Source organism: Pontibacter sp. H249, from assembly GCF_037892465.1.
Lineage (GTDB): Bacteria > Bacteroidota > Bacteroidia > Cytophagales > Hymenobacteraceae > Pontibacter.
Genome location: NZ_JBBKTR010000008.1, coordinates 41171 through 64424 on the forward strand (window position 1 = coordinate 41171; position 23254 = coordinate 64424).

A 23254-nucleotide genomic window follows, 5' to 3' on the forward strand; every position below is an offset into this window, starting at 1 on the left:
ATAAATCATGAGTAACAAAGTAGCCGGTGTAGTAGTACTTTACAATCCAGAGACCAAAGTGCTAAAAAATATTTGCACATATATACCATATCTGGATAAGCTATTTATTATAGATAATTCTGATGAAGCTTCTGCCAGTATAACTTCTCACTTTCATAGTATCATTCCTAAACAACTAGACTACATAGCATTTAAGGAGAATAAAGGAATAGCCACTGCTTTAAATGCAGCTGCTGTAAGAGCGGCGCAAGAAGGCTATGATTGGATCTTGATGATGGACCAAGACAGTAAGTTTAGTGAAGGTCAGTTGGATCAGTTAATTTCATTAGCATTAAGAACCACTAGTGATAAAGTCGGAATAATTGCATCGCAATACATTGAAAACCCAGCTAATTTGACTAAGCCCAAGGTAGAAGAAGTTTATACTGCTATTACTTCTGGTAGCCTACTCAATCTTAAAGCTTATAAACAGGTGGGTTCTTTTAGAGATGATTTATTTATTGATTTTGTAGATCATGACTATTGCTTAAGACTAAAATTACAAGGCTTCAAAATTCTTGTTTTAAACGACGTAAAGCTGTTGCATAACCTTGGCAACCTAACATCTCACAACCTGTTCGGAAGAATTATATGCACGAGTAACCATAATTACTTAAGAAGATATTACATAACAAGAAACAGATTAGAAATACTGAAGCTGTACAAGCGCAATTTTCCAGAATATTTAAGAACAGAAAAAAATAAGAACCTGCTTGAAATAGTAAAAGTGATACTCCTTGAAAAGGATAAGTTTAGAAAACTTAAAAGTTTTTTATTAGGCTACTTAGACTTTAAGAGGAGGCGTTTTGGTAAATATGACTACTGATAAACGGCATGGTAGCTCATACTTCTGTTATTTCATTTTATATTAAAATGGCTCCTAAGTTATATTCATCCTTAAAATTCATTTTAATAAGTTGAATAAATGATTATTGAAGATCTGATATCTGTAGTGATAGCAACATATAACGGTTCTAGATATCTAGAAGAGCAGTTAACGTCTATCTTTAATCAGACTTACAAAAACTTTGAAGTAATTGTCTGTGATGATATTTCTACAGATGATACTATTAAGATACTTCAGGAGTATGAAAAGAAGTATAGATTAAGGTATTATGTAAATGAATCAAGATTAGGTGTAGTTAAGAATTTTGAGAAAGCTATTACCTATGCTCAAGGAAAGTACATTGCTCTTTCAGATCAGGATGATATTTGGAAGCCAGAAAAGCTCGAACTTAGCCTGCACCTGTTAAAAGCCATTGAGCAGAAAGATGGCGAAGGTAAACCAGCACTTGTTTTTAGTGATTTAGCTGTAGTTGACGACAACTTAAATATTATCAACAATTCTTACTGGGACTATATGAAGCTAAATCCGAAAAATACTCAGTTAAACAGAGTATTAGTTGAAAACGTTGTGACTGGTTGTACTGCATTGATGAATAAGGCTACAATAGATATGGCACTTCCTATTCCTAAAGACGCTATGATGCATGATGTCTGGTTTTTACTAGTTGCCTCATACTTTGGTAATGTTTCTTACTTACTCAATAGAACTGTTCTTTACAGACAACATACCAATAATGTGGTGGGTGCGCACCAAGCAACACTTTATCAAAAAATCAAAAGCGGCATTTTAAAAATAAAGAACAACGACTTTTTGCTTCTTGGGCCAGAAATTAAACAAGCTTCTTCTTTTTACAATGCATATATTGATAAACTGTCCAATCAACCGAATAAATTAAAAATATTAAAAGCATTCATCGCTATTAAAGACAGTAGCTTTCTTGAGAAGAAATATCTTATCATAAAACATCAGTTTTACCGGTGTACTTTAAAGAAAACCGTTAATATATTATTACGAGCATGATTGTTTTACTAAATCTGCTTCTATAGCCAAATATGATTAATGAACCCTTAGTTTATATAGTATTAGTTAACTATAAAACCTGGCAAGATACACTTGAATGCCTGAATAGCTTATTCCATTTATCTTATGTCAACTTTAAAGTAGTGGTAGTAGACAATAACTCTGCAAATGGTTCTGTAGAGCAAATAAGAGATTGGTCTAATTCAGAGTATACTTTACCAATACAGGAAGAAGTTTACAAAAGCCAGTTTATAAAACCCGAACTAGTTAACAAAACTATAACCTGCCAGCATATTCACGCTGATAATTTAGATCAGGCAAATCCTGGCAACTATGATTTACTTGTAGTTGATTCAGAAAAAAACTTAGGCTTTGCCGGAGGAAACAACATCGGTATAAGAATAGCACTTAATAATCAAGCAGACTACGTATGGCTTCTCAATAATGACACTGTGGTTGAACAAGATACGCTTAGCAAACTTGTTAAATATTTTAGAAGAAAGCGTCATAACAAAGAAGCATTAGGTATTCTAGGATCTAAATTATTATACTACCATAATCCAGATACAGTTCAGGCACTGCTGGGTAGATATAAACCACTTTCGGCTACTACAGAACATCTTGGTTTACATTCTAAAGATAGACATCATACAAGTTTTCCCACAATACAAAAAAATGATTATGTAGTTGGCGCTTCTATGTTTGTTTCAACCGACTTTATTAAGGAAGTTGGACTTATGGCTGAAAATTACTTTATATATTTTGAAGAATTAGATTGGGTTAAGAGAGGTCAGAAATATGGATACACCATAGATGTCTGCATTAATTCAAAAGTATATCATAAAGAGGGAGCATCAATTGGAGGTAGTTTAAAAGACAATAACAATAAAAGTGAGTTATCTGACTTTTACAGTATTCGCAACAGAATCTTAATTACCAAAAAATATTATAAACGTTATTTGCCTTCTGTATACTTTAGCTTAATATTTGTAGTTGCTAATCGCATCAAAAGAAGGCAGTTTGATAGATTGCCAATGATTCTAAAGTTAATTGCTAAAAGTATTTATAAACCCCACAATTGAAAGCCTCAACTCAGTTATTAGTACCTAATATAAGGTTACTCTTATTCTCAATTTACTGCGTTATATGCTTTCACTTTACAGAAGTTAAGTTCTATGACATTAAGCTTAATGAACTAATCTCTTTACTTACAATTCCCTTCCTGCTGCTCACAATCAGAAGTATAAACAAGTTTCTTTTATATTTTCTAATCTTCTTTATATCAATACTCTTAATCACTTTTGCTAAAAACCTTACGCAAACATTTTATCTTAACATTGATGGCTTATCTTTTCTGAAGAGGCCTTACATGATTAGTGTAGCAAGATTCATAGAATATTTAGCTTGCTTAGCATTTGCAGTAATAACTTACAAAACGTTTAAATTTTATTTAGACCGTGGTAAAGAAGCAAGCCTTGTGATAAAAGATGTGCTAAATATAAATGTCTTGATATCATTTATATTTATAATAGCTTACCTTCTTACATACTTTAATATCGAGAGACTTGAGACCTCTTCTTTATTGTACAATGCAAGCCCTTATAGCGACCCAACAATAAGGTTAAGAGGCTTTTATGTAGAGGGAGGTCCTTTAGGGTTATTATACTGTTTCCTTTTTATACTCACCTTTTGGTTACAAGGTAAAAGGTGGTTTTACCAAGCAATTTTCTTTACTGTAATATTAATGGCTAAATCAAAAGCAGGTTTAGTAGGAGTTATTGCTTGGTTAGCATATAAATTTTACCGAAGATTTCATAATACTGTTTGGCTAAAACCGATCATTATTCTTTTGATTGTCCCTGTGTTTATTGTTGCTTTTACTAAAATTGCTCAAGAATACATTTACCTACTTTCTAATGTAGATAAAATATTGCCTAACAGACTAACCGACACAAATTTCGTGATGGGAAGAATAGCAGCAGTTTTTATAGCTCCCAACATGTTTTTCGATAATACCTTGTTTGGGATTGGTTTAGGGAACTACGCACTACTGCGCAACAATCCTGAGTACTTAGGCATGTGGCCTACGGTTAAATTATGGGATGCTCCTGGATTAGGTGTGTTCATTTCCCTCTTAGTTGACCACGGTATTATTGGATTTCTTTTGTTTTGCAGTCTATTGTACAGTATTTACAAAAGTTACGCTACAGCTTCAAAACAACTAATTCTGTTATTCATACTTATTAGCATGTTAGGTGTACAGTTACACTTTCTGTACATTTGGTTCCTGATCGGGATGGCGCTTGCCTTTCCTGCAAAAAAATCAAAAGCAGTAAATGAGTGATCAGCTTAAAAAATTAGTAGTAGATGTAAGAATGATTAATGCGTCAGGCATAGGCACTGATCTTCAAAACCTTCTACCATACCTAATGCGAAAGTATAGGTTAACACTTCTTGGTAACTCTCAAGAGATTAACCAATATGAATGGGCGAAAGACTTAGAGGTAATAAGTTTTACAAGTCCCATCTACTCAATTTCAGAGCAGTTGTTGCTTCCTTTAGTAGTACCTACTTGTGATATTTTTCTATCACCTCATTTTAACGTTCCATTTCTGCCTATTAAGGCAAAACAACGTGCTGTTATTATTCATGATGTGTACCATTTGGCATCAACATCAATCAATCCTATTCAGAAACTCTACGCTAAGCTTTTGCTAACTGCAGCAGCAAAGCTTTCTGATAAAGTAATTACCATTTCAGATTTTACAATATCTGAAATGAAAAGATATCTGAATATTGGAAATAAGCCGGTACATAAGATTATATTAGGAGTTGACAAGTCTAGATTTAACTATACCAGCCACGACAGCAAATTAGTAGAACTCATAAGATTAAAGTATAACTTACCAAGTAAATACATGCTTTATGTTGGTAACGTTAAACCGCATAAAAACTTAATTAATGTTGTTGAGGCTATAGCTTTACTTAATTCTGAGCAGTGTATACCCCTAGTTGTTGTTGGGAAAAAAGAAGGTTTCTTGAATGCAGATAAGCAGCTATACAAGCTTATTCAGCAAAAACAATTAAGCAACTCCATTTTCTTTACTGGATTTGTAGATAATGATCATTTGCCAGTTGTTTATCAACAGGCTGATCTTTTTATATTTCCTTCACTTTATGAAGGCTTTGGCCTACCTCCTTTAGAGGCTATGGCATGTAGTTGTCCAACTATTGTTTCGGATGCTGCTAGTATGCCTGAAGTATGTAAGGATGCAAGTTTATATATAAATGCTAGAGATCCTAAGCAAATAGCTATTGCAATACAAACCCTATCCACGGATGATGTGCTGAGAAATGATTTAGTCAAAAAAGGACACTATCTCATAAAAGAGTATTCTTGGGAGGTTGCTGGGCAGATGCTTCACTCAATACTATCGTCTGAAACTGAGTCTTGATATGAAAGCTCTATACGAAAAAAAATATTTTAATATATATGTTATAATATTGGCACTAAATGCTGCCTTATTACCAACAACTGAATTATTTGAAGTTAAAGCTTTAAGTTTTGCCTCGGTATTACTTCTTGCTTGGTACTTGCTTACGGGCAATTGGAAAAATAGATGGCACCAAATAAGGCATAATAAGTTTTTGTGGCTTTTTACCTCTCTTTATCTGGTAAACCTCATCACTATTTGGTATTCAGATAATTCTGATGATGGAAGTGATTTGCTAGTTAGAAAACTGCCTCTTTTGTTGCTACCAGTAATTATTGCTACAGCACCACGCCTATCAAAGGGCCATATTCATGGTTTATTATTAGTGTTTGTATCAAGTATGTTTCTTATCTCACTTTATACTTTTAGAGAAGGAGTAACTATTTTGCTTGATAAGAATGATCTAACTAATTTACTGCGGCTTGTACCGCTGCATAGGCCTTACTTAGGAATGTATAGTGTATTAGCTTTTCTAATTATAATTCATTTTTTAAAGTATAAAATACATTGGATAGTTAAGTCTGTAGCTTTGCTTCTGGCAGCTTACTTTCTTTTCTATACTTATGCTGTTCATGCTAAAATGGCTATTGTAGCTCTGGCTATACTTTCTCCTATAATTATATTTATATATGTAGCACGAAGAATAAATATTTACTTATCGTTATTGATGTTTATAGCATCTTTAATAGTGGGTATTTATTTAATAAAGACGAACGATCAATTAAAAACTATATACAGTAAAATAACAACTTTCGAAGACTTTTCATATGAAGAGTATAACATACACTTAGTATCAAGTATAAATATAAGATATATAAATTGGGGCTGTAGTTTAGAAATTATCAAAAGGGACAACAACTGGCTCACTGGTTTAGGGGTTGGGGCTCCTAAAGATCAGCTACTAGAATGCTATGAAAGAAAAAATCCATGGATTTTTGGACAAAAACATAATGCACATAATGAGTATCTGGAAGAAATGCTCCGCAATGGCATAGTTGGATTCGGTCTTTTGTTTGCTAGTTTAGCTATAGCATTTGGATTCAGCATTTATTATCAGAAGTACCTTTACACAAGTTTTATACTTCTGTTTGCTTTATGCTGTATTGCTGAAAGCATGTTATCTAGGCAGGCTGGAATAATGTTTTATGCTTTCTTCAATTCTATTTTTATGTTCAGCTTATTTAGTACCGAGACTAAAAAAGATATTAAAACGGCTTACCCTGCTTAACGAATTTAAATTTTCATATATTCCGCTACAACCTATTATTTGTACAAGGTAGTTTAGAATTGCGGATATACCTTTACTACTCATAGTCTAAAACGCTATATTTGAAAAGTCAAATTCTATATTATGATTTTAAATATTTATATTATTCACCGCGTTATAAACGCTTTTGTGGAGTAGGAAATTAATTATTGTACCCGTTTAAGTAAACTTCTAAATAAGCGCAGTCTTCTTATATTAATCTAACCTTAATCACTGGATTTAATATTGTTGCAAATTAATCACAGAGGTCACCACTAGTTGCGATACAAGCTGTTAAAACATGATAGATAACTTAAAAATTGCTATTGTACACGAATGGTTGATAGATTATTCAGGTTCTGAAAAAGTTCTTGAACAACTTGTTCAAATATTTCCACAGGCCACAGTATTTGCTTTAGTTGAGTTTTTATCAGAAAATCATAAATCTCTTATTGTAAACAATAAACCGGTTCAAACTTCATTTATACAAAAGTTACCTTTCGCCAAGAAACAATACAGAAATTATCTGCCACTGATGCCGCTGGCAGTAGAGCAACTAGACGTATCAAGCTTTGATATCGTAATTTCAAGTAGTCATGCAGTGGCTAAAGGCATAATAACAAATGCCAATCAGCTGCATATAAGTTATGTACACTCTCCTATAAGGTATGCCTGGGATTTATATCATCATTACCTGCACGAAACTAACTTAAAAAGAGGACTACGAGGTTTTGCTGCCAAACTTATACTCCATTATATTAGGATTTGGGATATAACTACAGCAAACAGAGTAGATTACTTTATTTCTAACTCAAACTACATTGGCAGAAGAATCAGGAGAACATATAATAGAACTTCAGACACTATATATCCTCCAGTAGATGTAAATAGCTTCACGCTTTGCACAGCGAAGGAAGACTTTTATTTAACTGCATCTCGCCTGGTTCCTTACAAAAAAGTAGATCTGATAGTTGAAGCTTTTAATAAGTTACCTGGCAAAAAGCTTATTGTTATAGGGGATGGCCCTGATTTTAATAAAATTCGCCAGAAGGCCAAAGCAAATGTTCAGTTGTTAGGTTACCAAGATTTCGACACTTTAAACGCCTATATGCAAAAAGCAAAAGCATTTGTGTTTGCAGCTGATGAAGACTTTGGAATTACACCAGTAGAAGCACAGGCATGTGGTACGCCTGTGATTGCATATGGTAAAGGGGGAGCACTTGAAACTGTTTTGGAGCAAATAACAGGCGTATTTTTTAAGGAGCAAACAACAGAAAGCCTTCTACAGGCTATTTTATACTTTGAGCAAATAGCAAACTCGTTTAATGCTGAAACTATACGCCACCATGCGGAGAAGTTTGACAAAAGCAATTTTAATGCTAACATAATGAAATACGTCCAAGAAAAGTACTTACTGCATCAAAATAATATGGCATAAGTTTTACTCAGTACATCCAATTTAAGTGCTGCCCCTAAGTCAATTTTCTTTTACGGTTACATTTGTAATTGCCTTTCCATATATTCGTAATTATTTTAAATCTCTATTCATCTGATCTCAGACAGATACATAAACAGAAAATAAGCTTTTACGAAAACTTACAATACTCACCTATACAAGATTGTATGCCTAGCCGATACTCAAAATATATAAGGCTTATTTATAACTTAGGAGATTTAACCGCCATTCTGTTTTCTATAACAGGCGCACTTTACTTCTCCCAGCCAAACAATAATGGTAGTAATTGGCATCTATTCTTACCTTTCGCTTTCTTTTCTGTTGCGGGATGGATGATATGCACTAACTTGCTTGGATCATACGAGATTTATCGTATCTCCAGGAGACTTTATGTACTTCTGTCTGCTTTAAAAACAGTTATACTTTATGTTATTTTATTTGAGGCAGGGCTAAACCTTACAAACACATCTGTACTATCACGCGAAACACTTATTTACCATTATATACTTCTTGCTTTATCAGTAGTAACTCTAAGGCTTACCGTTACTACTTCACTCAGGATATACAGAAGCCGAGGCTATAACCTACGAAGGATTATTATTGCCGGCCATAACGAGATGGCCTTGGAGATATATCGCTTCATTACTGCTCATCCAGAGTACGGTTATAAGTTTATGGGTTTTTTCAGTGATACGAAGGTTATCAACCCAAATTTAAAAGGTAAACTAAACGATATTGAGCAGTATGTTCTTGATAGCAACGTGAATGAAATTTACTGCTGCCAGAATGAAATTGGAAAGAAGGATATGAAGAGGCTGATTGATTTTGCAGACAACAATCTGGTCCGTATCAAAATCCTGCCGGAACTGGATAACTACAGTTTTCAAAAGCTAAGAATTGATTTATATGATATCCTTCCAATTTTAATGGTTCGTACCATCCCACTTGATGATGCGATGAACAAACTCATAAAAAGAACTTTTGATATAGCTTTCTCTCTTACTGTAATTGTATTTATACTTTCCTGGCTCTTGCCAATTATTGCAATTGCCATAAAACTTGATTCTAAAGGACCAATATTCTTTAAACAAGTTAGGTCGGGTATCAACAACAAAAATTTTAACTGCTATAAACTAAGGAGCATGTATGTAAATGAGCAAGCAAATCAGCAGCTTGCTCGAAGAGGCGACTCCAGAATTACACCTGTAGGTGCGTTTATCCGCAAAACCAGTATCGATGAGTTACCACAATTCTTTAATGTTCTGTTTGGGCATATGTCTATTGTTGGTCCAAGACCACACATGTTAAAACTAAACGAAGAGTATGCGCAGGTAGCAGATAAGTACATGGTTCGCCACTTCGTTAAGCCTGGAATTACAGGTCTTTCTCAGGTTAGAGGCTATCGCGGCGATACATCTGAGCTTTACCAGATAAGGGGCCGTGTAAAACTTGACATTTTTTATCTTGAGAACTGGTCATTCATTCTGGATTTAAAAATTATACTCTACACTGTACTTAACATTTTTAAGGGAGATGAACATGCCTATTAATAATCATTTAACTTTAACAGCTTGATTTTCATAATAGAATAATTATATTTATCTACCTTTATAAAAGATCTTAACTATTAGCTGCAGCATAGAGTAATTCAAGGAATGGGTAAAATGTTCAGTTGTGATATCGCAGCATCCATTGTTGCCTATAAAAATGATGCTGCTATCATCAACAAGGCTATTTCTAGCTTTCTCAATACTAGCTTAAGTGTAAGTATACTTATTGTAGACAACTCTCCTACTGATGTTCTTAAATCTAAGCTTTTAAAAGACGAACGCATTCATTACATATTCAATAATGCAAATGTAGGCTTCAGTAAAGCGCATAATCAAGGAATCAAATACTATAGAAATAAGGCTAAGTATTTTCTAGTATTAAACCCTGACGTATACTTTGATGAGCTAACCCTAAGTCTACTTTTTAATTATCTTGAAGCTCATAATAATGTAGGCTTGATTGCGCCTAAAGTATTATACCCAAACGGCGATACCCAAGTATCCAGAAGGCTAATACCAAACCCAGTTGATTTGGTAGCTCGCAGACTGCCAGGTGGTAAACTTATTTTTAAAAAAAGGGCCAGCATCAACGAGTACCATGAAGTAGATAACCGTTTTATACTCGAAGTCCCGTTTCTTTTAGGCTGTTTTATGCTTTTAAGGATGTCTGCAATAGAAAAGGTTGGTTTATTTGATGAGCGCTATTTTGTATACCTCGAAGACCTTGACCTCTGCAGGCGTATGAGTAAACAGTTTAAAATAGTTTATCACGGCCAGGCAACTATTTACCATCACTATCAAAGAGCATCTTCTAGAAATCCTAAAATGTTTCTGCTTCATACAGTTTCTATGATCAAATACTTTACAAAATGGGGTTGGTTTAATGATATTGAAAGGAAGGAAATAAACAAAAACGCTATCACCAAGTATACTGTTGAAGCTGAAGAGAAACACTTATTATTAAAAGAAGAACCTGTTTCTACCTATAGTATGCCAGCACCTGTTAGTACCTGAGTACTACTCTTTAGAAGTCTTTGCTCAGGAATTCACGCACCACTCCTACCCCATTTCCCAAGCTTTTAGTAACTTCGCCGGCAAACCTGCAGAAGTATGAGCAAAGAGAAACCATCTATACCAAAAGGAACCCGTGATTTTGGCCCGGCAGTAGTTGTTAAAAGAAACTACATTTTTAATACCATCAAGCGCACATTCGAAAAATTTGGCTATCTGCCTCTCGAAACGCCAGCCATGGAACAACTGTCTGTACTTACAGGCAAGTATGGCGACGAAGGAGACCAATTACTTTTCAAAATTCTTAATTCAGGCGACTTTTTGGCTAAAACCAAAGCAGAAGATATTGAACAAGGGTATAAACACCTGACGCGCAAAGTCTCTGAAAAAGGGCTACGCTACGACCTTACAGTGCCTTTTGCCCGTTTCGTGGTGATGAACCGCAACGAAATAACTTTTCCGTTTAAGCGTTACCAGATTCAGCCGGTTTGGAGAGCTGATCGTCCGCAGAAAGGGCGGTATCGTGAGTTTTACCAGTGCGATGCTGATGTGGTAGGCACCAATTCTTTGCTATGTGAGGCTGAGATTGTGCAGATGATTAACGAGGTGCTAACCAACTTGGGCCTAACCGACTTTACTATCAAGATCAACCACAGAGGTATACTGGCAGGTATTGCTGAAGCTATCGGCGAAAAAGGGCGAGAAGGCGACATCTGTGTGGCTATCGATAAACTAGACAAGATCGGGCAGGAAGGTGTCCGCAAAGAGTTACTGGAAAGAGGCATAGCAGAGGAGGCAGTATCTAAACTTGAGCCACTTTATACTTTAGAGGGTAACAACGAGCAGCTACTGGAGCAACTGCAAACTATACTTGGCAACACAGAAGAAGGCCAGCGTGGCCTGAAAGACCTGAGCGAAGTATGGCAATACTTAGCTTCACTTAACAGCAAGGCTTTAACAGCTAAAAACGAATCAGATAATCCAAGGCTGATGCTGGATGTAACACTGGCAAGAGGTCTCTCCTACTACACCGGCTGCATATTCGAGGTAAAAGTGAATAATGTTAGCATGGGCAGCATCAGCGGCGGCGGCCGTTACGACAACCTGACAGGCATGTTCGGTATGCCTGGTGTTTCGGGTGTTGGCTTCTCTTTTGGAGTTGACCGTATTTATGATGTACTGGAAGAGCTACAACTGTTCCCAAACAGCAGCCAGGTAGGCACTAAAGTCCTGCTTGTGCAGTTCGATAAAGAATCTGAAATGCACGCACTGCCTTTACTTCAGAAGCTACGTGATGCAGGCTTAGCATCGGAGTTATACCCTGAAGCGGCCAAGCTTAAAAAGCAAATGGGCTATGCTGACCAAAAAAATATACCTTACGTGATCCTGGTTGGCTCAGAAGAGATTGCAACAGGAAAACTGAAGCTACGCAACATGCAGCTAGGCGAACAACAGGACCTGACAATCGAAGAAATTATCAGTGAGCTTACCAAATAAAGAACTGAATGAGCCATGTGCATTACATCTCCAGCGAATACCTAAGTCTGGAGACGATCGAAACTATCATCAGCGAAAAGTATAGCTTAGCGCTTTCAGAGGATGCCGAACAGCGAATAACCCGCTGCTATAATTACCTGCACCAGAAAATAAAGGATTCTGACCGCAGCATTTACGGCATCAACACCGGCTTCGGGTCTTTATATAGTAAAAAGATTTCTCCTGCCGACCTGGAGCAACTGCAAAGCAACCTGATGATGTCGCATGCGTGTGGTACAGGTGCTGAAGTACCGGCTGGTGTGGTAAAACTGATGCTGCTGCTCAAAATACAGTCATTAGCATATGGCCACAGTGGTGTGCAGCTACAAACAGTTAAACGTCTGATCGATTTTTTTAACCGTGATGTTTACCCGGTGGTGTACCAGCAGGGCTCATTGGGTGCCAGCGGCGATTTAGCACCTCTGGCGCACCTTTGCCTGCCGCTTATCGGCCAAGGCGAGGTAAACTTTCAGGGCTATAAGCTGGCAAGTGAACATGTGCTGGAAATGTTTAGTTGGGAACCTATCGCTTTAAAAGCCAAAGAAGGACTAGCCCTGTTAAATGGCACGCAGTTTATGGCTGCTTACGGTGTGTATGTGCTGCTAATGGCTAAGCGCCTTTCCAGGCAGGCAGATTTAGTAGGTGCATTGTCTCTGGATGGATTTGATGGCAGAATTGAACCGTTTAACGAACTGATCCACCGCATCAGACCGCACAAAGGGCAGTTGAAGACGGCAGAGAGCTTTAGAAACATACTTCAGGGTAGCCAGTTAATAATTAGAGAAAAGCAGCATGTGCAGGATCCTTATTCTTTCCGTTGCATACCACAGGTGCACGGTGCTTCGAAAGATGCCATTTCCTACACCGAGCAGGTTTTTCTGACAGAGATTAATGCTGTAACTGACAACCCAAACATCTTCCCTGATGAAGACGAGATAATCTCTGGCGGTAACTTTCATGGCCAACCTCTGGCACTAGCGCTCGACTTTCTGGCTATTGCTTTGGCAGAACTCGGCAGCATTTCAGAGCGCAGGACTTATCAACTTATCTCAGGGCAGAGAGGTTTACCTGCCTTTCTGGTAGCCGAGCCAGGCTTAAACTCGGGCTTTATGATCAGCCAGTATACGGCTGCCTCCATTGTTAGCCAAAGCAAGCAACTTTGCACACCAGCCTCCATCGACTCTATCCCATCATCGCACAACCAGGAAGACCATGTAAGTATGGGTGCCAATGCCGCTACTAAACTATACCAGGTGGTGCATAATCTGGAGCGTATTTTAGCTATTGAATTGTTGAATGCCGCACAAGCAGTGGAGTTTAGGAGACCAGAGAAAACATCTCCTATACTTGAACAGTTGGTACAGGACTACCGTGTGGCAGTTCCTTTTGTAGACACTGACAGAATACTGCACAACGATATTATAAAAACCATCGACTTTATGAGAAAGTATACCGCCTAGCCTAAAGTATAAATTATAATGAAAAGACCTTGTTTAAAGTTTAACTTAAACAGGGTCTTTTTAGTTAGTAAAAGATTAATAATGCCTGTTACCCATTAATTAAGTAAATTCGGTAAAGCATTTCATAAACAACCCTTGCTGAAAAGTACACTTTACATAGTATTGCTGCTGCTTACCTTTACATCCTATGCTCAAAATGGATGCTTTAAGGCTTATGCTCCATCTGGTACTGAGATTACAACATTATGCGTAAACCAGGAAGTTACGTTTCAGGACTGTGGCAATGTGGTGCCCGATGACCAGGAATATTATGTGTTTGACTATAAATCAGGCACAGCAATACCACAAGTAACAGCACCTATTAAAAAGCATACTTACACAAAACCTGGCAAGTATAGGGTGCTGCAAATTGCCAACTATGGTGGCGCTACCCGCACCGATACAGTATCACAGGTATTTGAGGTAAAAGATACGCCTGCACCGGCTTTTACCGTAACAGCGTGCGCTAACAATGCTGTTCGAGTAAATATCACCGATACCAACTACGACAGCTATACCATAAATTACGGTGATGGAGGCACTCCCTTTCAACAAACACAAAGCGGTACTGCCCCTAATTATACTTACCCCACCTCCGGAACATACACCGTAACTGTAACAGGGCGATATACTGGAGGCACCTGCAACGGAAGCAGCGCAAAGCAGGTTAGTACACTTCCACCGTTTGTACTACCCCGATTGCAAAATCTTGCTGTGGCTCAGCAAGGCGTATCAGGTGAGATACAGTTTGATATTCAGAACTTGCAACCGGGCTACCTGTACATTGTAGAACGTTGGCAGAACTCCGCGGGAAATTTTGTAAAAATCGATACTATACGGAACATCAGCCAAACTAATATTACCCACACAGTTCGGAATGTAAACACTACTGAAGCTGTACAGTATTTGATCCGGATCGCAGACCAATGCAATAGCATAACTGCTGCAAGTAGTTCTAATACTGTAAGCTCCATTGCTCTTGCTATCACTTCTGGTAACGAACAGGCAGTACTCAACTGGCAATATATACCGGGTGCAAATCAATTTGAGGTGTATCGCAACAATACATTAATAACCACACTGCAGGCTGGCACAAACACATACACCGATAACGGACTCAGCTGCGGCCAGACGTATACTTATTTTATTAAAGGAATTAGTGCAGATGGGGGTACTTCTGTTTCTGCTCCGCAGGCTGTGCAGGTTACCTCTTCCACCGTACCAGCTGCTCCGTATTTACTGGCGTCTTTTAACCTGAACAACGAGGTAGAGCTAAGTATAACTTTACCGCAAGATAAAATAGCACAGCAAATTGACATTCAGAAAAGTATTAATGGTGCCGCTTACCAGCGCCTGGCAACTGTGCAGCAACCGCAGTATACAGATAAGCTGCCTAACATGACAGAAGTATGCTATCAGGTTACTTTTACTGATCCCTGCATCAATACATCACCTATGAGCAACACAGCCTGCCCCATGTTATTAAAAGCTGAAAGACAATCGGATGGATCGGTACTATTAAGGTGGAGCAGCTACACCGGTTTCCCTAATGGTATAAAACAATACGTTGTTGAGCTATTGGATGAAAGCGGCAATACAATCAACTCCTTTGTTGCACAGGGTACTTCCTACACCGATGCTACACTAAGCAATCAACAGCAGGTACTACGTTATCGTGTAAGGGCAAGCTCAAACACTGGCACAGAGGTATCTTTCTCAAACCTGGAAAGTATAAAGCAAGAGCTGCAGCTGTATATTCCGAGTGCCTTTACACCAAACGGAGATGGCCTTAACGATGAACTTGAAATAAAAGGACGCTTTATCCAAAGCTATACTTTAAAAGTATACAACAGCTTGGGCAACGTAGTGTATGAGGGAACGGATGGTGCAGCCAACTGGAATGGAACCTACCAGGGTAAGCTGTTGCCGGCTGGAGCATACGCCTACGAAATTACGGTTAAAACTAACTTCGGCGAGACCAAACGCAGAACCGGTACTGTCACGTTGCTCAGGTAATAAAAGAGGAAGCCTGGGCTTCCTCTTTTATTAGTGGTTTCAATGTCGTTTCAGTAGTAACTTTATACTTTTAGATGCTTTGGGTGTTACCAGTCTGGCAATGTAAAGCCCATTATCAAGTCCTGTTCCGTTTAGTACATACTCATAATCCTTTCCGGCTATAGCGCTGCCCTCAGCAAGCCGTTGCACAAAGTTGCCTTTTGTATCATAAATATCGATATGGTACTGCTGACCTTGCTGCAGTCTGAATGCTATAGCTGTTCGCTCCGTAAATGTGTTAGGATAAGCTTCTAGGCTTATAGCGCTTTCGGTACTAGTCGTGCTACTGCCATTGTCCTGTATGATAATATTGCCCCTGGCTATGGTAGGACCTTGGTTACTTAAATCTAAAATCTCGCCACCCTCCGCAAAACTATCGTAGACAAGTCGGTTGCCCCTGCTTTTGTCCCAGATTTTGAGTCGTAGCCTGTCGCCTGTATCGTCCGGTCCTGTACCTCCTGCATCGGTCACAGATGTGATAAAACCATAGTAGCCTGTGCCGTTCAAGGTGCCCTCCCCTTGCCATGCTGCTTTGTTTTCTGTTACTACCAGCCATTGCACCGAACTGCTTTGGAATTCACCTAATCCTTCTATTATAAAATTTGATTGCCAGAACTGTGGAGCGGTATTATATCTATGCCCGTAAGCTACATTCAAGTTAAAACTCAAGGTACCACCACTCTCTTGTTGCATAGTACCCTCGCCTTTTACTGTTCCCGCCTCGGGGTCAAAAATTGGCATCCATTGTTCGTAACCTGTGTTCGAAGCAGTAAGGCAGCTTTCGTTAAAATCCAGACCTATTTTATATAACCCTGCCTTTTGGTAAGTATGCTCGCCAGTTATGCGTGGTGTTCCAAAGGCTGTGTATGAAATGGTAGGGTTGCTGCCGTCTCCCCAGGTCCAGCGAACGCCGGTATCCTCGGTTAAAGTATAACTACCGAAGTTGCCAGTAGTGCGTACTTGCCACCCTACTCGCTTGGCCACATCTGGTAAGTAAAGTTTTACATTAACTGGAATGTTGCAGGTATCGGTACCTCCGGTTTGGTTATACTTTACGGTAAGTATATCTGAATTGCTTACTGTTTGCCGCTGCACGCCACCGGTAACATAAACATTAAGGTTATCGTCTAAAGCCATCGCAACAAAATTTCCATTAAGTGTATCTGCCCTTTGCTCCCACAGCATGCTTCCGTTTTCAGCTAGATACTTTACAACGGTTAGGTTTGCGCCTGCCACATAAACACCACCTATACTATCTGCTTTTATTTTGTAGCCTATTGTATTTTCTAATGCGCTACGCCATACTTCGCTACCATCAGCTGCATTATACTTTACTGTAACAGCATCTATGCTGCCTGCTTTTTGCCCGGTTACGTATATGCTGCCTTTATTATCAAGAGCCAATGCGTTTGCTCCCGTACCTGATCCCGGTGAGTTATTTTCCAATCTTGACTCCCACAGGATAGTACCATCAGAAGGATTTAGTTTTATTGTGGCAAAATCACCGTTGCTAATGCCCGTAACATAAATTTCGCCGGTTTCGGCTGCCTCTATGGCTGTAGCTCGTTCAAATATGCTGCTTGAGCTCCCGTAGGTTTTCGACCAGGCTATTTGTCCATCTTCGGCCTGCACTTTTGCAATTAAGTAGTCAGACTGTCTTTCACGCAATTCTCCAGCAATGTATATATCCCCTGCTTCGTCTAAAGCCAGGGCACGCCCAATGTAGTTCAGGAAAGTCGTGTTATTGATATCAATCGGCTGAATTAGAACACTGTTCCAAATTTCGTCGCCAGTCTCAGCATTATACTTAAGTACAGCCATTCCGTCTGTTAACCTGCCTTTAACAGTACCTGTTACATACAATTCTCCAGTGTTATTAAGCGCTAAGGCATACCCTATGTTGCCTTCGTTTCCCACATAAGTAAAGTTCTTCTCCCAAACCTTAGCCCCATCATTTTGATCAAATTTAGCAGTATAAATAGCGTTGCTTCTTCTTGTTCCTGTAACATAAATATCCCCCTCTTTCCCTATCACCATAGCGTTTATCATAGCTGTGTTGGCTACTTCTTCAGATTCCCAAAGTAAAGCACCATCCGGAGAATATTTTAAAAGTATAAAACTACTGCCTGCGGCGCTGCTTGTTAAGTTTCCGGCTACATAGGTGTTGCCATCTTCGTCTACAGCTATAGCAACAGGTGCTTCATTTGACTGCCCTAGTGCTATAGGCGCAACAATGAAGTTCTCTCCGCTTTCTATGCTGTAAGTTAAAACTAGGGCTCCTGCATTTGCATCTCCATCCAATGTTTGGGCAGCAACCAAAAGTATACCTTGGTTTCTATTTAATACAGAACTTAAAATACCTGAAGTACTGCCCTGGTTCTCTTGCTCCCAAATCACAGAGCCATCTAGCTTGCTATACTTTACTATTAAAATATTTCCGGTATCAAAGCTGCTTCCTACTACTAGAATATCGCCATTATCGTCTTGATGCGTTGCGCTAGGTGTGCCACTATAGGTTTGCGCCCATGCAATAGAACCATCCGTTGCATTATACTTCACTACCTTGGTGCTATTGCTTACTCCGGCCTCACCTTGAATTACAAATAAGCCTTCAGCATTACTTATTGGTAGATTAGGTAAAGTTAGGTTCTGGTTATTAGAATCAGCCTCTACAGTAAGCCATTGCTGTGTACCATCTGCAGCATCGTACCTTACTAGTAATGCTTCCGTATCCTCTGCTCCAGATGAGCTGCCATGTGCCCCTGTAGTATAAACACCTCCTGCATTGTCTGCTGTTACACCTAAAGCTTCCTGTGTCTGATTGTCTATATCAAGCCGCTGCAGCCACTCCTGCTCACCGGTTTCTGCGTTATACTTTATAGTAACAATATCGGTTCCGGTGCCAGCACCTGCGCTACTACCCACAACATACACCCCTTCCTGATTATCTAATGCTATGGCTTTAGGGGTATCAGAACCATTTACGCCACCGTCGTATGTTTTGCCCCAGAGTACTGTACCGTCAGCTGAGTTAATTTTGGTGGTAGTTATATTAGAAAGTGTTCGCTCAGGACCTCCATCTGTTGTACTTAACACATAAACCGCTCCCTGATTATCGAATTTGATGTCTTGAGCGTCACTAAACATCCCAATTCTGAATGCCTGCTCCCATAATAGCCTGCCGTCTGCAGTAGAAAACTTTAATGTAAGTGATTGATTACGATTGTCAGAGCCTTGGCTGCTTCCAATTATATAAAGATCTCCTGCTTCGTCGGTTGCAATTTTGTTAATATTTATATCTGGCAAAAAACCTCCGGCACTAGTGTTGTAAATGTTAACCCATCTTATAATTCCTTCTATGGAAAATTTTGAAACTTGGATGTATTTCCTGTTTTCTGCAGTTAACCTAATACTCGCTGTATATAGGTTACCAGATTCATCTACAGCAATAAAGTCGTTCTGCAGTGAGTCTGTTGTGGAAGCATCATACAGTTGTGCCCATTCTTCTTTAACATTTTGCCCAGAAACCAGAAGCGGAACCAGAAAGAGAATAAAATAAATGGCTGCAAGAAAAGACCATGAAGGGCCTTTCAGGTTCAGTAAAAAATTTTTCATAGCTAACAGTAATTGTTTAGGTTGGGATAATTAATCAGTCAGAAACCACACAAAGCAAACCCAGGCAGGTAGCTAAAAGGCCGTTAAATTATTAAACAAATAAGCTTTGAAAAGTAATTTTGAACCTGCTGTACACAGAGTATAATTAGTTATACTTTATAATGATAAAATTAAATAACTAATTTAGCTAGTGTATTAATTTTGGTAGTGTATTGACAGCTTTTTAATGCAAGTGAGGTATGTCTTTCATGCTTGTTTGCTTAAGCCATTTATACCTTAATAGCTATACTACAAGCATGATAACTAGAATGCTCGTATATTTGCGTAAAGGCATACAACAGAACCTTGTTTGCCAATCCAATATCTAAAAGAAGAAATTATGTTTGATATGTTCGGCATGATGGGCAAGATGAAAGAAGTCCAGGCCAAGCTGAAAGAAGCACAAGAGAAATTAAAAGACATAACTGTAACTGCAGAATCAGGTGCAGGCCTTGTTAAGGCTACTGTTAATGGCCAGCGTAAACTCATAAAAATTGAGATCGACCCTTCTATACTGAACGAGAACGACCAGGATATGGTAAATGACCTAGTTGTGGCTGCCGTAAACAATGCTATGCTAACGGCTGGCGAACGTGCACAGGAAGAACTTAAAAAGAGTACTGAAGGCTTACTGCCAAACATACCAGGCTTAGATTTAGGCAACTTTGGATTATAATCCTGCTCATACGGCCGTAGTCATCCTTAACTGGAATGGACTGCGGTATCTGCAAGAGTTTCTGCCATCGGTGGTAGCGCATAGCGGCAACTGTGAGATAATCGTAGCCGACAATGCCTCTACCGATGGCTCTGTTGCTTTTGTGCAGGAGCAGTTCCCGCAGGTAAGAATCATACTTTTAGATCAGAACTACGGCTTTTGCGAGGGGTATAACAAGGCTCTGCAGCAGGTAGAGGCTAAATATTATGTCTTACTTAACTCCGATGTGCATGTACCCGAACGGTGGATTGAGCCTGTGCTGGAACTGATGGAGTCTGATGAGAACATCGCAGTATGCCAACCCAAAATTTTATCACAGCAGCACCCTGGTTTCTTTGAGTATGCAGGAGCTGGTGGCGGAATGATAGATACACTGGGCTATCCTTTTTGCCGTGGCCGTATTTTCGAACACCTGGAAGAAGATAAAGGCCAATACAACGACGTGCAGGAAATCTTCTGGGCAACAGGAGCCTGTATGTTTGTGCGCGCCAATGTTTACCACGGCCTTGGTGGACTTGAACCTGCATTTTTCGCGCACATGGAAGAGATTGATTTCTGTTGGCGCGCCAGGAATACTGGCTACAAGGTTATGTATAACGGCTTCAGCAAAGTATACCATGTGGGCGGAGGCACCTTACATAAGTCTAATCCCCGTAAAACGTTTCTTAACTTCCGGAACGGGTTTGCTTTGCTGTACAAAAATCTTCCCTCTAAAGAGCTTATTCCAACACTTGCTCTACGGATATTGCTGGATTGGATTGCAGCATTCCGGATGATATTGGCTGGACAAACAAAGGATGCCAAAGCTGTATTAGACGCACATGCAGACCTGCTGCGGAACAGCAGTTATTGGGGCAGGCAACGCAAAAAACACTACCACAAGGGCAATTTCCCGAAGTTGGCAGGCGTTTACAAAGGCAGTATCGTGTGGGAGTATTTTGTGAGGCAGAAACGTACTGTAAAGGAATTATAGATCCCAGACAGTGCTTCGTTCACGGCGAAGGTGCTTTCTAACATTCATCCAGAAGGCAAGCATGAGGTAAATTAGCACCGGAGAGCCCATTGTTAGAAATGAAACATAGATGAATGTGAGGCGGATGCTGCTCGTAGCAAAGCCAAGTTTTTCACCCAGCATCGTACAAACACCAAATGCTTGCGATTCGATAAAGTACTGTAGCCGTTTCATTATAATTTATTAAGGTTTTGGTATAAAATTATCGCAATTTATACTTTTGTCAAAATTTTTTAAGCTGCGACAGGTACAATTAGTAACGCATAAAAACTATTTATGGTGTACTTGTTTACGATTAAAGCTTACTTCCGGATATGCAACAACACCTTTTTTTCAAAAAAACTTACTTAACCGCCATTATATTAGTTGCCCTCTTTTTTTCTGGCTGTACCCTTTCGCGCATGGTAAAGGTAGCAGAAAAACACCAAAAAATTGAGGTGCAGCCTAGCCCGCTAGTAGCAAGCGGACAGCTTGTAAACTTCGATATAAAGGGCCAAATACCAAAAAAACTAATTAAAGACCGACAACGCTACAAGCTGGATGTCTATTATGAATATGACCAGCAGCGCGAAAGTATAGGCTCACTTAACTTTGAGTTTGGTGAGTTTATATATGAAAAAGGCACGCCTACCATCAACCGGCAAATGTCTTTCCCTTATAGCCCTAAAAAGGAAGAAGGCAGGCTAATGGTACAGGGCATGGCGATTGATAATAAAACAGGTAACACAAAGTATGCAGCACCTAAACAAATTGCTGTTGGGTTAAACACCACTCCCCTGCTATTGGTGCGCAACAATGCCTACGACTTTATACCTGACACCTACGAGGAAGCAGCGGAAAAACCAGCCACGCTAACTTTTTATTTTGAAGAAGACCAGGCAAAGCTGCGAAACTACATAGGCTCCAGCCTGGAGGTGTTGGATAAGTACATCGCTGATAACGTAGCTTCGCAAAACATAACCATAACGGCCAGCCAGGCACCCAACGAAACAGGCATGGCGCAGGCAAGGGTAAAAGCACTGGAAACTTACTACAAAAACCAATTGCAAATAAATGATTACAGCAACAAGAAGGTTAATATAAAAACCGAAATAGAACCTGAGAACCTGGAGTTGCTGCAACAAAAAATACAGGCCTCTGCCCTTCCTAAAACTGACAAGCAAGAGGTACTGACTATACTTAACAGCGATATATCGGTAAAAGAAAAGCTAAAGGCGTTGGAAAAGACAAATGCCAATGATTACCTGAAGCAGTATGTATACCCTGTTATGCGCACCGCCGAGGTTACTTTTAACTACAACCGCAATCGTAAAGCCGACTACGAATTATACTTGTTAGCTAAAAAAATTGCCGAAGAAAAAGTACCAGCCAGCGTGCTGACGGAGGAAGAACTGCAACATGCTGCTACTCTTACGCCCTTACTAAACGAGAAGCGTAAATTTTACGAAGCTGCGGTAAAATCTACTGATAAGTGGCCTGCTTACTATAACCTGGGGGTGGTATACACAGAGCTGGCTCGCAAAGAGTACCGGCCAAAGGCAAAACAGGCGTTATTAGCAAAAGCCATCCATAACCTTACTTTTGCCGGTTTCCGGAATCCTACTGCCAAAGTATACTACAGTCTTGCCAGCGCCTACCACCAGCGCAACGATTTTCTGGAGGCGCTGCAGTACTACGACTACGCCATAAAGCTGGGCGGTTCACCAGAGGAATTACAGTATATATTCGCCGACAAAGCAGCTCTTGAGATAGAGATAGGGCAATACGACGATGCTATTGAAAGCTTACGCTACGCTGGCAACAGCTATCAAACAAACATGAACCTAGGCTTGAGCTACATGCTGAAGGAAAACTACAAAGGTGCTCAGGAATTTTATACTTCGGCGCTAGAACTGAAGCCAAATGATGCATTAGCCTACTACAGTATGGCTATTATTGGCGCTCGCACTCAAAACGAGCAAATGCTGGAAAGTAACCTGCGCCAAGCTGTACGAGCAGACAAAAGCTTTACCCAGAAAGCCATTAACGATCTGGAGTTTAGTGATTACCGTAACAAGGCGGCCTACAAAGATGCGCTGATAAAATAACAACAGGCGCTAAAAAGATAGAAGTACATTGTA

17 protein-coding genes are annotated in these 23254 nt (G+C 39.3%); 15 read left to right on the forward strand and 2 right to left on the reverse strand.

What is annotated here, in order from left to right; all coding sequences use genetic code 11:
* Positions 1–7 precede the first annotated feature (7 nt).
* The 12 genes from WG943_RS11505 (at position 8) to WG943_RS11560 (ending at position 15714) form a co-directional block, all read left to right on the forward strand.
* Complete coding sequence (locus WG943_RS11505) at positions 8–865, forward strand: glycosyltransferase (RefSeq protein ID WP_340409110.1); 858 nt, start codon at positions 8–10, stop codon at positions 863–865.
* A 99-nt stretch (positions 866–964) separates the two neighbouring features.
* The gene (locus WG943_RS11510) at positions 965–1906 is read left to right on the forward strand and encodes a glycosyltransferase family 2 protein (RefSeq protein WP_340409111.1); all 942 of its coding nucleotides are present in this window, start codon (positions 965–967) and stop codon (positions 1904–1906) included.
* A gap of 32 nt (positions 1907–1938) precedes the next feature.
* The gene (locus WG943_RS11515; RefSeq protein WP_340409112.1) at positions 1939–2988 is read left to right on the forward strand and encodes a glycosyltransferase family 2 protein; all 1050 of its coding nucleotides are present in this window, start codon (positions 1939–1941) and stop codon (positions 2986–2988) included.
* A gap of 287 nt (positions 2989–3275) precedes the next feature.
* Entirely contained in the window at positions 3276–4250 is a 975-nt protein-coding gene (locus WG943_RS11520) for a hypothetical protein (RefSeq protein WP_340409114.1), read from the forward strand.
* On the forward strand, positions 4243–5361 hold the full coding sequence (locus WG943_RS11525; RefSeq protein WP_340409116.1) for a glycosyltransferase family 4 protein: 1119 nt from the start codon (positions 4243–4245) through the stop codon (positions 5359–5361). The genes WG943_RS11520 and WG943_RS11525 overlap by 8 nt, the downstream gene beginning before the upstream one ends.
* A 1-nt stretch (position 5362) precedes the next feature.
* The gene (locus WG943_RS11530; RefSeq protein ID WP_340409117.1) at positions 5363–6628 is read left to right on the forward strand and encodes an O-antigen ligase family protein; all 1266 of its coding nucleotides are present in this window, start codon (positions 5363–5365) and stop codon (positions 6626–6628) included.
* Positions 6629–6947: 319 nt separating this feature from the next.
* Positions 6948–8084, forward strand: coding sequence for a glycosyltransferase family 4 protein (locus WG943_RS11535; RefSeq protein WP_340409119.1), 1137 nt, complete (start codon positions 6948–6950; stop codon positions 8082–8084).
* A 185-nt stretch (positions 8085–8269) separates the two neighbouring features.
* Positions 8270–9652, forward strand: a complete 1383-nt coding sequence (locus tag WG943_RS11540) for an undecaprenyl-phosphate glucose phosphotransferase (protein ID WP_340409121.1) — start codon at positions 8270–8272, stop codon at positions 9650–9652.
* Between the two features lie 105 nt (positions 9653–9757).
* Complete coding sequence (locus WG943_RS11545; RefSeq protein ID WP_340409123.1) at positions 9758–10666, forward strand: glycosyltransferase family 2 protein; 909 nt, start codon at positions 9758–9760, stop codon at positions 10664–10666.
* 96 nt (positions 10667–10762) lie between these two features.
* Positions 10763–12160, forward strand: a complete 1398-nt coding sequence (gene hisS / locus WG943_RS11550; protein WP_340409125.1) for a histidine--tRNA ligase — start codon at positions 10763–10765, stop codon at positions 12158–12160.
* Between the two features lie 8 nt (positions 12161–12168).
* Positions 12169–13659, forward strand: coding sequence for a histidine ammonia-lyase (gene hutH, locus WG943_RS11555; RefSeq protein ID WP_340409127.1), 1491 nt, complete (start codon positions 12169–12171; stop codon positions 13657–13659).
* A 135-nt stretch (positions 13660–13794) separates the two neighbouring features.
* Positions 13795–15714 carry a T9SS type B sorting domain-containing protein gene (locus WG943_RS11560; RefSeq protein WP_340409129.1) on the forward strand — a complete coding sequence of 640 codons (1920 nt, stop codon included), beginning with the start codon at positions 13795–13797 and terminating at the stop codon, positions 15712–15714.
* 39 nt (positions 15715–15753) lie between these two features.
* Here the strand turns inward: WG943_RS11560 and WG943_RS11565 are convergent, their stop codons facing one another.
* Complete coding sequence (locus WG943_RS11565) at positions 15754–19368, reverse strand: outer membrane protein assembly factor BamB family protein (protein ID WP_340409130.1); 3615 nt, start codon at positions 19366–19368, stop codon at positions 15754–15756.
* Positions 19369–19747: 379 nt separating this feature from the next.
* Between WG943_RS11565 and WG943_RS11570 the strand changes: the two genes are divergently transcribed.
* Both WG943_RS11570 and WG943_RS11575 read left to right on the forward strand, forming a co-directional pair.
* On the forward strand, positions 19748–20083 hold the full coding sequence (locus WG943_RS11570) for a YbaB/EbfC family nucleoid-associated protein (protein ID WP_340409311.1): 336 nt from the start codon (positions 19748–19750) through the stop codon (positions 20081–20083).
* Positions 20073–21095 carry a glycosyltransferase family 2 protein gene (locus tag WG943_RS11575; RefSeq protein WP_340409131.1) on the forward strand — a complete coding sequence of 341 codons (1023 nt, stop codon included), beginning with the start codon at positions 20073–20075 and terminating at the stop codon, positions 21093–21095. The genes WG943_RS11570 and WG943_RS11575 overlap by 11 nt, the downstream gene beginning before the upstream one ends.
* Here the strand turns inward: WG943_RS11575 and WG943_RS11580 are convergent.
* On the reverse strand, positions 21090–21308 hold the full coding sequence (locus tag WG943_RS11580) for a PspC domain-containing protein (RefSeq protein ID WP_187066083.1): 219 nt from the start codon (positions 21306–21308) through the stop codon (positions 21090–21092). The two genes, WG943_RS11575 and WG943_RS11580, sit on opposite strands and share 6 nt — an antisense overlap.
* Before the next feature lie 227 nt (positions 21309–21535).
* Between WG943_RS11580 and WG943_RS11585 the strand changes: the two genes are divergently transcribed.
* The gene (locus tag WG943_RS11585) at positions 21536–23221 is read left to right on the forward strand and encodes a tetratricopeptide repeat protein (protein WP_340409133.1); all 1686 of its coding nucleotides are present in this window, start codon (positions 21536–21538) and stop codon (positions 23219–23221) included.
* Positions 23222–23254 lie beyond the last annotated feature (33 nt).